This is a genomic window from Liquorilactobacillus capillatus DSM 19910 (assembly GCF_001434915.1).
GTDB classification, from domain to species: Bacteria; Bacillota; Bacilli; order Lactobacillales; family Lactobacillaceae; genus Liquorilactobacillus; species Liquorilactobacillus capillatus.
In genome coordinates, this window is sequence record NZ_AZEF01000027.1 from 214,899 (window position 1) to 227,786 (window position 12,888).

Consider the following 12,888-nt stretch of genomic DNA (forward strand, 5'->3'; position numbering starts at 1 on the left):
AAAAAAGCTTCATTTAAAAGAATTAAAACAGTGAATCAAAGAGACTCAATTGATTTTCATCTGGTAATTCATCTAGAACATGTTGTTCAGTCATAAAATCAATTATCGTTTTAGAGACTTTTCCTCTCTTAGCAAGATCTTCTTTTGATAGAAATGGTCTTTCCTCTCTAGCAGCTACGATTTGCTTAGCAACGTTAGTCCCCAATCCTGGAACTGCATTAAAAGGTGCGATTAGACTTGTTTCCTCAATCTTCCAAGTCGAGACTTCAGATTTCTTAACATCGACCATCTTAAAATCAAAACCGCGTTCTAACATCTCGTTAGCAAGTTCTAAAACAGTCAGTAAGTTTTTCTCTTTCGTTGAAGCATCCATTCCCTTATCCGAAATTTCCTTCATTGCTGCCTTAACACCATCTTTACCACGTGCCATCGCAACCAGGTCAAAGTCATCTGCGCGAACACTGAAATAAGCAGAATAATACAACAATGGAAAGTAGACTTTGAAATAAGCGATCCGCAGCGCCATCATAACATACGCAGCAGCATGGGCTTTAGGGAACATATACTTGATTTTTAGACAAGCATCAATGTACCATTCAGGAACCTTTGCTGCCCGCATTTCCTTCTGCCAATCATCAGGAATCCCGCGGCCTTTACGAACATGTTCCATTATTTTAAAGGCACGATCAGCCTCAACACCCATATGGATCAGATCCATCATAATATCATCACGACAACCAATAACTTCTGGCATAGTTACAGTACCATTTTGAATTAAATCTTCAGCATTTCCCAGCCAAACATCCGTCCCATGAGATAGACCAGAAATCTTCAATAATTCTGCAAATGTTTTTGGCTCAGTTTCCTCAAGCATCCCACGAACAAAACGCGTTCCAAATTCCGGGATCCCCAATGTTCCTGTATTTGAATTAATCTGCTCCGGTGTAACCTTTAAAATCTCTGTTCCTGAAAATAATTGCATGATCCCAGGATCAGTTGGTGGAATCGTCTGCGGATCAATCCCAGAAAGATCTTGTAGCATCCTGATCATTGTTGGATCATCATGCCCTAAGATATCAAGTTTAAGAATATTATCATGGATCGAATGAAAATCAAAATGAGTTGTTTTCCAAGCAGCAGACAGATCATCAGCTGGATACTGAATAGGTGTGAAATCATAGATATCCATGTAATCCGGTACAACAATAATCCCTGCTGGATGCTGTCCAGTTGTTCGTTTAACCCCAGTAGCGCCCTTAGCTAACCGGTCAACTTCAGCATTACGCAGTGTTTGTTCCGTATCACGCTCATATGCTTTAACATACCCATAAGCCGTTTTATCAGCCACCGTTCCAATTGTTCCTGCCCGATAAACATTTTTTTCACCAAAAAGAACTTTAGTATAATTATGCGCAATCGGCTGATAATCACCTGAAAAGTTTAAATCAATATCAGGAACTTTATTACCATAAAATCCTAAAAATGTTTCAAAGGGAATATCATGACCATCTTTGACTAAACGACCACCACAATTAGGACATTTTTTTTCGGGTAAGTCAAAACCAGAACCGTATTCACCTTTCTCATAAAAATGACTCCATTTACACTTAGGGCAGCGGTAATGTGGTGGTAAAGGATTGACCTCCGTAATTCCTGCCAAGGTTGCGACTAGACTAGAGCCGACCGAACCACGTGAGCCAACTAAATAGCCATCTTTATTTGACTTGAAAACAAGTTTTTGTGCAATCAAATAAATAACTGAAAATCCATTTCCAATAACACTTTTTAATTCTTTATCAATTCGTTTCTGTACGATTTCCGGCAGTTGCTCACCATAAAGTTCATGTGCCTTATCCATCGTTAATTCTTTAATCTGGTCTTCTGCCCCTTCCATCTTCGGGGTATATAATTTATCTTTCACAGGTGTTATCTCGGCAGCCATATCTACGATCGTATTGGGATCATCGACAACAACCTTCTTGGCGTCTTCTTCACCCAAAAAAGAGAATTCATTCAGCATTTCATTTGTTGTTCTGAAGTGTGCGTCTGGTAACTGTTTAATACGATTAAGTGGATTCGCGCCACCTTGAGAATGTATCAGAATTTTGCGGTAGATTGCATCTTCTTTATTCATGAAGTGAACATCACCAGTCGCGGCAACGGGAATTTTTAATTCCTTCCCTAAATCGACCATGTTCTTAATTATTTCTTCTAAATTTTGCGTATCTTTAACTAGTTCTTGTTCGAGCAATGGCGCATATAACGGCTTAGGTTGCACTTCAAGATAATCATAAAACCGTGCTTTTTCCTTAGCTTCGTTGTAGCCTTTCTGCATCATAGCCGTAAAAACTTCACCATTAGCACACGCGGAGCCGACAATTAGTCCTTCACGGTACTTAGTTAATTCTGAACGTGGAATTCGTGGAACCCGATAAAAATATTTAACCATTGAAAGCGAAGCTAGTTTGAAAAGGTTTTTCAACCCAGCCTGGGTCACAGCCATAATAGTTGCATGGAAAGGATGTTCATGTTTATAAGCTGCACTTTCACCAATATAATTATTTAACTGGTCATGATACTCTATCTTGTATTTCTCTATGGCTTCTTTCAACATTGCAAAATAAATATGGCCCGTAGCCTCAGCATCGTAGATAGCCCGATGATGATGTTCCAAATTAACATTCAGCATTTTAGTCAACTTGTTCAAACGGAAACTTTTAAGCTGTGGATATAGCAAACGTGCTAACGTCAGTGTATCAATCCATGGTTCCTTAATAAGCGGTAAGTTGTGCCGGGCATAGCCTGTGTTCATAAAATCAACGTCAAAAGTCGCGTTATGCCCTACAATGATCGTGTTCTTGCAAAATTCCTGAAATAACTTAAAAACCTCTTTTTCACTCTTAGAACCGCGAACCATATCGTCTGTGATACTCGTCAAATTGATTGTTGTTTGTGATAAGGGATGCCCTGGGTCGATAAACTCCTCAAACTGATCAATAACGTTCCCCTTATTCATCTTAACTGCAGATAATTCAATTACTTTATCAAAACGTGCGGATAACCCTGTTGTTTCAGTATCAAAGACTACATAAGTCGCGTCTTTTAAACCGATATGCGCATCGTTATATCCAATTGGAGTTCCGTCATCAACAACATTTGCTTCAACGCCATATAAAATCTTTACGTTATTTTTTTCTCCTGCTGTATGCGCCTCAGGAAAAGCCTGCAAAGTACTGTGGTCGGTCACGGCAATTGCTTTTTGGCCCCATTTAGCTGCTTGTTCAACATAACTGGTAATACTTTCAGTTGCATCCATCATACTCATGTTAGTATGTAAATGCAGTTCTGCTCTTTTTTCATCTTGTGGCGCTGTATCTTGTCGTGTAGCATGTGGAACTTGATTGATATCATAAGCATTAATTACAAGATCATGCATAAAATTGTCTTCTTGAACACTTCCGCGGACCTTGACCCACTGCCCTTCTTGGATAGCATTGAAACAAGCCTCATCTTCATCTGTCCGTGAAAACTTCTTAACGATAATGGAAGAACTATAATCTGTTATCTTAATGATTAATAGCTCACGTGAAGAGCGTAGTTTACGGACTTCCTTATCGAAAATATAGCCCTGAACAACAACAGATCTTTCTTCTTCGATAATATTGACCATTTGCAGTGGTGCTTCTCTATTATCAATTTTTTTCCCCAACACGACTGGACCATCAATGGTTGGCAATACCTGCTTATTTTCTTTTTTCTGTTCATTTTGTTTTTTAATTGCTGCAACTGCTTTTTGAGCAAGTTCAGCATCTGTTTTAGCCTTACGTTCTTTAAACTCATCTATTTTTTGCTGTGATTTTGATTCATCAATCAATGTTTGGATAGAAAACTTAGGAAATCCTAATTTATGATACTCTTGTTCAATTGGTCCTAGAGCTTGCGTCGTTAAAAATTGTTTGACAATTTCGTTTTCTGCTGCAAACATTACCCGCTGTTCATCTAGGTACGGAACATTTTTATTACACAATTCCTGAACTAGCGAAGATTTTATCTCACAATTTTTTACGACCCATTCCCAGTATTCACCAAGATTTTTATCACTCAGATGTGGTGCAGTCGTCAAGATAATAATATCTGTCTCTGCAATATCCTTAAATCCTAGTTTTAAATGCTGCCAAAATTCTAAAAAAGTCGCAAAGGGCCAGATAGTCTGCGTTTCAATCACGAAATCCCATCGCTGCGATTTACGATGGACTTCAACTTTTTTTATCTGTGTTCCTGCAAGATCTTTTTCTTGTTCCGGTGAAGGCTGCCACTTAATCTGATCAAGCAGTTTACGGAACAACGATTGTTTATCAAGCTCCAAAGTAATTATCCTTCCTTTGCAATTTATAAAAAGGCTGGAACAAATTCAACATTCATTTCAGCCTACATATTTATATTAGACTAATTGCCTGTCTTGAAACTACTGAGCTTTCTTTTCTTCTCCCAGTAAAATCGTAACTGAATTAAGCAACTCGTCCGTTTTGACTTCTAGTGTTTCACCGTTTTTTCTCAGCTTGATTTCAACGATACCTTCTTCAGCCTTCTTCCCGACCGTGATTCTAACTGGTAAGCCCATCAAATCTGAATCGGCAAACTTAACCCCTGCTCTTGCTTTACGATCGTCTAGTAAAGTCTTGTAGCCGGCCTTTTGTAAAAGAGCAGTTACTTCTTGCGCAAGGTCCATCTGTTCCTTATTCTTGGCATTAACCGGAATAATGTGTACATCAAAAGGCGCTATATTTTGTGGCCAGATAATTCCATTTTCATCACAATGCTGCTCAACGATTGCTGAGAGCAAACGAGAAATACCAATTCCATAACAACCCATAATCACTGGTTTTTGGCGGCCGTTTTCATCTAAAACATTTGCTCCAAGTGCTTTAGAATATCGTGTTCCCAACTTAAAAATATGACCAATTTCAATTCCACGAGTAAAGCGCAGTTTTCCCTTACCATCAGGTGCAATATCACCTTCATTAACGAGACGCAAGTCTGCGTAAGCCACAACTTTAAAGTCACGATCAACATTAACGTTTATTAAATGGTAGCCATTTTCATTCGCACCAACGACGTTATTAGCCATCTCTTTAATGTCCAAATCAGCGACTACTTCGATCGTATCGTCAATCCCTACCGGTCCTAAGGCACCAAAATCGGCCCCTAAATATTTCTGAGCTTCCGTATCACTTGCCAACCTCATTTCATTTACACCTAGATAGTTTTTAAGTTTAACTTCATTAAGCTCATCTGTTCCACGTAGTAAGACCTCAACCGGTTTTTTATCTGCGATAACCAGCAGTGTCTTTATAACCTTGCTTGGATCAACCTGCAGGAGTTGCGCAACATCTTCAATATTTTTTGCCTCTTTAGTAGCTACTTTTTGTAATTCTTGCAAAGCTTCGTGCCTTATTTGAGTCGTTCTTTTATTAGTTGCCATCTCAAGGTTAGCTGCATAATCTCCCTGATCGGAATAAACAACAGTGTCTTCTCCGATATCAGCAATGGCCATAAATTCTTTAGAATCATGGCCACCCATTGCACCAGCATCTCCAATGATGCTTCTAAAATCTAGACCACAGCGTTCAAAAATATTTTGGTACGCTGTTTCAAACTGGTGGTAGACTTTATCTAAACTGTCTTGTTCAGCATGAAAAGTGTATGCATCAAACATTAAAAACTCGCGCCCACGTAATAAACCAAACCGAGGTCTATTTTCATCCCGATATTTCATTTGAATCTGATACAGTGTTAAAGGTAACTTCTTATATGATTTAACAGCATCACGCATAATTGCGGTAAAAGTTTCCTCATGCGTTGGTCCCATGATGAAGTCTCTCTTATGGCGATCTTTCAGCTTAAACATAGTTGGTCCATAAGTATCATAGCGACCAGATGCTTTCCATAGTTCGGCAGGAATAATGGCTGGGACAAGCATTTCTACTCCATCAATCTTATCCATTTCTTCACGTACGATCTGTTCAATGTTACGCAATACTTTATGTGCCAACGGTAAATAAGCGTACATTCCAGCTGTGATCTGCTTAATATAACCAGCACGCAGCATCATTTTATGACTAACTGCTTCAGCATCACTTGGTACCTCTTTAATAGTTGGAATCAATATTTTTGACTGTCTCATACAAAAATCTCCTTTATAAACTTAACTATCATCATTCTCTCACTCGTGTAAAAGAATGTTTATTCTTAATTAAAGAAGTAACGTTGGATATCATTCCATGTTACCAAAATCATCAATAGCATCAAAAAGCCGAAACCAATCAGCGTGATAATACCTTCCTTTTCAGGAGAGATCGGCTTTCGCCGAACACCCTCGACAACATTTAACAATAATTTACCGCCATCTAAAGCAGGGATAGGTAATAAATTAACCACTCCAAGGTTAACCGAGAGAAAAGCTAATAGGCGAATTACATTAACAACACCATACTTTGCTGCTTGTGAGGTGTATGAATACATCGCTACTGGTCCCCCTAAATCATTTAAACTAAAGCCCTTGGTAAACATTCCCACAAGTGCACCAAAGATTGCAGTAATCATTCCCCACGTCTCTGTAAAGCCATATGTGACAATTGCCAATGGTGAACTATCCTTAGTTATTTTAGATTCTATTCCGATCTGACCGATTTTTTGACCATTACTTTCTTTAACTTTTGGCGTCAACTCAATCTTTTTTTCTTTACCATTCCGTTCAATCAACAAACTAGTTTTTTTACCGCCTTGCTTGCTGATTTGAGTTACCAGTTTTTCCCACGTATTAGTCTTTCGCTCATTAACTTCAATAATTTTATCGTTTACTTTTAAACCAGCTTGTGCAGCTGCTGAGTCTGTTGCTACCTTACCGATTTGATTAGTTGAAGTCAAGACGCCCCCTTGTAGTACCGCTACGAGCGTAAATGCTACGATCGCTAAAATAAAATTATTAAGCGGGCCAGCAAAATTAGTCAGCATCCGGCGCGGCAGGGTCGCTGACTGAAATTGAACATCAAGAGGAGCAATCCGAACTTCCGTTCCATCTTCCTCAATAATCGAAGCATCGTGATCTACCGTATAACGGCGATATTGATCCTCAGCACCATTCTCATACCCTTCAATCCATAACTCTTTTTCCAGATCCCACTTAACGACTTGCAGGGGAATCCCATTAAACAACATTTTCTTTTGGCTCGTATTGATTTTAGCAACCTGGCCTTGCTCATTTAAGATGAGTGTAACAGGTTTACCTGTTTTTAAAGTCTCATCATCATCTTCTAAACCAGCCATCCGAACATAGCCCCCTAAAGGCAACAGGCGGATTGTATATGTGGTTGCATTCTTATGGTAAGAAAAGATCTTAGGACCCATCCCAATTGAAAACTCACGCACAAGAATATGCGCACGTTTAGCAAAATAAAAATGTCCGAATTCATGCACAAGCACAAGGATTCCAAAAATAATAATAAAGGTAATAATAGTTGTAATCATCCAATATTCCTTTCATTATGGTTAAGAATAGTCGTTTTTAAATTAAACCGACAAAGTGCATCACAGGTAAAACAAACAATAATGAATCAAAGCGGTCTAAGATTCCACCATGTCCCGGTAAAATTCGACCTGAGTCTTTAACACCATAATATCTTTTTAAAGCAGATTCAACAAGGTCTCCCAATTGTCCAACCACTGAAGCTAAAAGAACGATTAATAACATTGTACCCCAGCTGTAAACCTGTGGGAAAAAGGACGTATAGACTGCCCCAATAATTAGTGCGATAACCGAACCGCCAATCGTTCCCTCCCAAGTCTTGTTAGGACTGACATGTGGTGCAAGTTTATTTTTTCCAAACTTGCGTCCAACCATGTATGCCCCACTGTCAGTTGCCCAGACAGTAAAAAGAATTAGAAAAAGCGTATCTAGTCCTGCATGCCGTGCGGTAATCAAAAAATGAAAACCAACTGAAGTATAAAGCACACCTAGAATCAAGACACCCGCATCATCGAATGAAAAACGATTACGTGTTATTACAGTATATAATAAATACAGCAACACGAAAAAATAAAAAATATTAAAACGCCACTCTGAGTTAGGTAAAAAAGATAACCAATTTTGCGGAACAATAATTGTCAAGCCCGCTAATGACCCAATTGTCGCTTCAGGTGATATCAGTAATTTTTTCCGCATAATATAAATCTCAGATAAGCCAACTAAGCCAAGCAAGATGCATAATATCTCAAACGGAAGACCACCATAAATAACTAGTGGAATAAAAATAATTAAAGCTACGATTGCGGTTATTACCCGTTGTTTCATACTACATTACTCCTTCTTTAAACCCCCAAAACGCCGATTGCGACTCTGATACTCGTGAATATCTGTCCTTAAAGACTTCGCCGTATAGTCAGGCCATAAAACATCCGAAAAGACAAATTCACTGTATGCAAGCTGCCACAGTAGAAAATTAGATAGCCTTATCTCCCCACTGGTCCTGATTAGTAATTCTGGGTCGTTATACGGTGCCACCGAGCTTGTCATCAGTGTTTCAGTAATTTTTTCATCATTTATCTCATCAACTGCAAGTTGCCCGTCTTTAACTTGTTGGGCAATTTTTTTAACCATTGTTGTAATTTCAGCACGTCCACCATAATTAATCGCAAAATTCAGAACCATCCCATCGTTTTGTGCAGTCTTTTCCACCGCACGTCCAACGGCTGCCTGTGTTTTTGCAGGTAATTCATCTATATAACCTATCGTATTAACTCGAATATTTTTTTCAACCAATTCCGGCACAAAAGTGTCAAAAAATGTTATTGGCAAGCCCATTAAGAAGTCAACTTCCTTTTGCGGTCGTTTCCAATTCTCCGTAGAAAAAGTATATAATGTTAAAACCTTTACACCTAAACTACTGGCTTCTCTTGTCACTTCCTTCACAGTCTCCAATGCTGCTTTATGTCCTGCAATCCGTGGTAAATGACGTTTTTGAGCCCAGCGACCATTCCCATCCATAATTATTGCAATATGTGTCGGAATTCTTTCCAAGTCAATTTTATCATTTTCATTTTGTGAACTACCGTTATTTTTATTTAAACGCGAAAACAAAGATACACCCCCAATTAGAAGTTAAAGTAACTGTTGCTAAAAACGAACAACGGGGCAAAGACGAACTTTCCAATTGATACCATCAACTTCAAATCTAAAAAGATTCCGTTAATTTACTCAATCAAAAAGATTCAACAATGCGACCCGTTGTCCGTAACCATCTGCTAGTGACGGTTGTCTACTCTAAACATCAAGAATTTCTTTTTCTTTTTCTGCTTGTATTGTTTCAACATTCTTGATAGATGCATCCGTTACCTTTTGGGCTTGATCTTCTAAAGAATGCAAATCATCTTCAGTTAAGTCACCCTTTTTTTCAGCTTTTTTCAAATCATCCATCATATCACGTCGAACATTTCTAACAGCTACTTTAGCATTTTCAGCTTCAGCCTTAACTTCCTTAGCAAGATCTTTCCGACGTTCTTCTGTTAACTGTGGAATAACTAAGCGAATAGCTGAACCATCATTTGCGGGAGAAATCCCTAAATCAGAAGCTAGAATTGCATGTTCAATATCTTTCAGTGATGACTTGTCGTACGGTGTCACCAACAACACACGTGCTTCTGGGACCGAAATCTGTGCGATTTGATTTAACGGTGTTGAAACACCGTAATAGTCAACCATAATTCGGTTCAGCAAACTGGCATTAGCACGGCCTGCACGAATATTACCCAATTCACGCCGGAATGCCTCTTCAGCTTTAGTCATTCTTTCTTTTGCTTGCTTAATTATTGGGTCGTTAATTTGCATAATATTATTTTCCTTTCACTGTTGTGCCGATTGTTTCACCTTCAACAACACGTTTAATATTGCCACTCTCATTCATATTGAATACAACTAGTGGAATATCGTTATCCATTGAAAGTGAAGATGCAGTTGTATCCATAACCTGTAAACCTTTATTGATAATATCCAAATGTGTTAATTCTTCATACTTCACAGCATTGGCATCTTTTAGCGGATCAGCAGAGTAAATCCCATCAACACCATTTTTAGCCATTAAAATGACATCAGCATTAACTTCTGATGCACGTAAAGCTGCCGTTGTGTCCGTTGAGAAATAAGGCGAACCTGTCCCACCAGCAAAAATTACGATCCGTCCCTTTTCCAAATGACGAATAGCCTTACGGCGGATGTACGGTTCAGCAATCTGTCGCATTTCAATTGCCGTCTGAACGCGTGTTGGAACACCGATTGATTCTAAGTTATCCTGTAATGCTAGAGCATTCATAACAGTCGCAAGCATTCCGATATAATCTGCCTGTGAACGTTCCATACCCATTTGAGCACCAGCTTCACCACGCCACATGTTACCGCCACCGACAACGATCGTGATTTGAACACCTAAATTATGTACCTCTTTAATTTCTTCCGCAACTTTTCGAATTTCTGGAGGGTTGATACCGGTACCTAAGTCCCCTGCTAACGCCTCACCACTTAATTTTAATACCACACGCTTATACTTAACGTTTGCCATTATGGCCCTCCTCGTTCATTGTAAATTTACAATCAATATTTTAAGAACACATTCTTATTTATTTTAACATACTTTCACTAACTTGAATATCATAAAAAGCTATTTAACACTAGCCCTCTCTGAAAAGCAAGCAATAAGCAACTATAATATTCAGAACATGAAAAACATCCTCAAAAGTAATTCTTTTAGGTGCTAAATAGATTAGTGATCACACAATTTGTCCGGAGAGGTTAATAAAAAAACCAGCCAAAATATTACTTCTGGCTTGGTTTTTTTCTCGTAATATACAGTTTTAACTATTGTTTGCAATCTTATTAATCATAAGTAAACCAGACTAAAGCATCTTTTCGCCTTAATCTTTGATTTGACTCATTACTTCATCAACAAAATTGTCTTCTTTCTTTTCGATTCCTTCGCCAACTTCATAACGAACGAATGAATGAACCTTGCCACCTTTTGAAGCAACATATTTACCCACAGTTTGGTCGGGATCCTTAACAAATTCTTGATCATCCAAGCTAATTTCAGCTAAGAACTTATTCAAACGACCTGCAACCATCTTTTCAACAATCTTTTCAGGTTTACCTTCATTCAAAGCTTCCTGAGTCAGAACTTCTTTTTCATGGTTCAGTTCTGCTGCAGGAACCTGGTCGCGATTAACATATTTTGGATTAATTGCAGCAACGTGCATTGCAACATCCTTAGCAGTTGCCTCATCTGCTTGATCAAGGACCACGAGTGTTGCGATTTTTCCACCCATATGCAAGTATGCACCAAAGTTTTGATCATCTGTCTTTTCAGCCAAAGCGAAACGACGTAAAGTAATTTTTTCACCAATAACTTGTGTTGCTTCGATAATTTCATCATTGACGGTCCCATTAGCTGTTTTAACCTTCAGGGCTTCTTCAACAGACGCAGGTTTTTCAGTTGCAATAACACTAGCAATTTTCTTAACTAATTCTTTAAACTGCGCATTTTGTGCAACAAAGTCTGTTTCGGCATTAACTTCAACGATAGCTGCTGTATTTCCGGCAACTTCAACGTCAGCTAGACCTTCTGCAGCAACACGGTCACTCTTCTTAGCAGCCTTCGCAATTCCCTTTTCACGCAGATGATCAACTGCTTTAGCCATATCCCCGTCTACTGCAACGAGAGCTTTTTTAGCAGCCATCATTCCAACACCTGTTTTATCACGCAGTTCTTTAACCTGAGAAGCAGAAATTTTTGCCATATCAATGGCCTCCTTATTTTTTAATAAAAACTGCCTCAAACTTAAGGCCCTTAACGTGCCTAACGTTTGAGACAGCCTCTGTTTTAACTATTCAGCATCTTTAGTATTGTTTTTGCCTTCAACGGCTTCAACAATATCTTCAATTGAATCAGTTTTTTCGGTTTCACCAAATGACTTTTCTGTAAGTTTTTCTTGATCTTCACCTTGATGTGCTTCGATAACAGCATCAGCCATCTTAGAAGTAATCAAACGTACCGCACGAATTGCATCATCGTTTGATGGGATCTTAACATCAATTTCATCCGGATCAGCATTAGTATCTACCATTGCAATGATTGGAATATTAAGTTTACGTGCTTCCTTAACTGCAATTCTTTCTTTACGAGGATCAACAATAAACATTGCATCTGGAATCCGTGGCATATCTTCGATACCGCCAAGGAACTTTTCAAGACGTTCTCTTTGTTTAATCAACAAAGCAACTTCTTTTTTAGGTAAGACATCAAATGTTCCATCTTCAGCCATAGCCTTGATTTCCTTCAAACGTTTGATCCGTTTTTGGATTGTATCCCAGTTTGTCAATGTTCCACCTAACCAACGATGGTTAACATAAAATTGACCTGCACGTTTTGCTTCTTCTTCAATTGCATCTTGTGCTTGTTTCTTTGTTCCAACGAACAAAATAACACCATCATCTTGAGCTGCATCCTTAACGAAGTTGTACGCACTATCGATTAATTTAACTGTTTTTTGTAAATCGATAATATAGATCCCGTTACGTTCTGTGAAGATATATTTCTTCATCTTAGGATTCCAGCGACGTGTTTGATGTCCAAAATGAACACCAGCTTCAAGCAATTGTTTCATGGTAATTACTGCCATAATTTGTTACCTCCGATATTGTTTTTTTCCTCCCCTATGTTCGACTGATAGAAGACTCAAACTGAGCAACCTTCCGCTCATCGCATAGAGTGTGAATTGGTGCTATTACAGCAACCTTAAGTATTTTACCCTATTAACGGCAAAAAAGCAATTCTTTTTAAATGA

At 38.5% G+C, this 12,888-nt stretch carries 9 protein-coding genes; all 9 read right to left on the bottom strand.

The features are described 5' to 3' along the window. Positions 1 to 22 precede the first annotated feature (22 nt). Positions 23 to 4,366, bottom strand: a complete 4,344-nt coding sequence (locus FC81_RS06695) for a PolC-type DNA polymerase III (protein WP_057744641.1) — start codon at positions 4,364 to 4,366, stop codon at positions 23 to 25. 99 nt (positions 4,367 to 4,465) lie between these two features. Then, positions 4,466 to 6,184 (bottom strand): proline--tRNA ligase, encoded by a 1,719-nt coding sequence (locus FC81_RS06700; RefSeq protein ID WP_057744644.1) that lies wholly within the window; start codon positions 6,182 to 6,184, stop codon positions 4,466 to 4,468. A 65-nt stretch (positions 6,185 to 6,249) separates the two neighbouring features. Further along, entirely contained in the window at positions 6,250 to 7,527 is a 1,278-nt protein-coding gene (rseP, locus tag FC81_RS06705) for an RIP metalloprotease RseP (RefSeq protein ID WP_057744647.1), read from the bottom strand. Between the two features lie 37 nt (positions 7,528 to 7,564). After that, entirely contained in the window at positions 7,565 to 8,350 is a 786-nt protein-coding gene (locus FC81_RS06710) for a phosphatidate cytidylyltransferase (protein ID WP_057744650.1), read from the bottom strand. A 6-nt stretch (positions 8,351 to 8,356) separates the two neighbouring features. Then, complete coding sequence (locus tag FC81_RS06715; RefSeq protein WP_057744653.1) at positions 8,357 to 9,136, bottom strand: isoprenyl transferase; 780 nt, start codon at positions 9,134 to 9,136, stop codon at positions 8,357 to 8,359. A gap of 183 nt (positions 9,137 to 9,319) precedes the next feature. Continuing rightward, positions 9,320 to 9,883 carry a ribosome recycling factor gene (frr, locus tag FC81_RS06720; protein WP_057744655.1) on the bottom strand — a complete coding sequence of 188 codons (564 nt, stop codon included), beginning with the start codon at positions 9,881 to 9,883 and terminating at the stop codon, positions 9,320 to 9,322. A 4-nt stretch (positions 9,884 to 9,887) separates the two neighbouring features. Further along, positions 9,888 to 10,610: a UMP kinase gene (pyrH, locus tag FC81_RS06725; RefSeq protein WP_057744658.1), complete on the bottom strand. Its 723-nt coding sequence runs from the start codon at positions 10,608 to 10,610 to the stop codon at positions 9,888 to 9,890. Between the two features lie 352 nt (positions 10,611 to 10,962). Further along, positions 10,963 to 11,841 (bottom strand): translation elongation factor Ts, encoded by an 879-nt coding sequence (gene tsf / locus FC81_RS06730; protein ID WP_057744660.1) that lies wholly within the window; start codon positions 11,839 to 11,841, stop codon positions 10,963 to 10,965. A gap of 87 nt (positions 11,842 to 11,928) precedes the next feature. Beyond that, a complete protein-coding gene (gene rpsB, locus FC81_RS06735; protein ID WP_057744664.1) occupies positions 11,929 to 12,723 on the bottom strand; it encodes a 30S ribosomal protein S2 in 795 nt (264 codons plus the stop codon). Positions 12,724 to 12,888: the final 165 nt, after the last annotated feature.

Coding starts and splice junctions, on each gene's coding strand:
- FC81_RS06700 (WP_057744644.1), bottom strand. CDS start 6,184: ATGAGACAGTCAAAAATATTGATTCCAACTATTAAAGAGGTACCAAGT.
- rseP (WP_057744647.1), bottom strand. CDS start 7,527: ATGATTACAACTATTATTACCTTTATTATTATTTTTGGAATCCTTGTG.
- FC81_RS06710 (WP_057744650.1), bottom strand. CDS start 8,350: ATGAAACAACGGGTAATAACCGCAATCGTAGCTTTAATTATTTTTATT.
- frr (WP_057744655.1), bottom strand. CDS start 9,883: ATGCAAATTAACGACCCAATAATTAAGCAAGCAAAAGAAAGAATGACT.
- pyrH (WP_057744658.1), bottom strand. CDS start 10,610: ATGGCAAACGTTAAGTATAAGCGTGTGGTATTAAAATTAAGTGGTGAG.
- tsf (WP_057744660.1), bottom strand. CDS start 11,841: ATGGCAAAAATTTCTGCTTCTCAGGTTAAAGAACTGCGTGATAAAACA.
- rpsB (WP_057744664.1), bottom strand. CDS start 12,723: ATGGCAGTAATTACCATGAAACAATTGCTTGAAGCTGGTGTTCATTTT.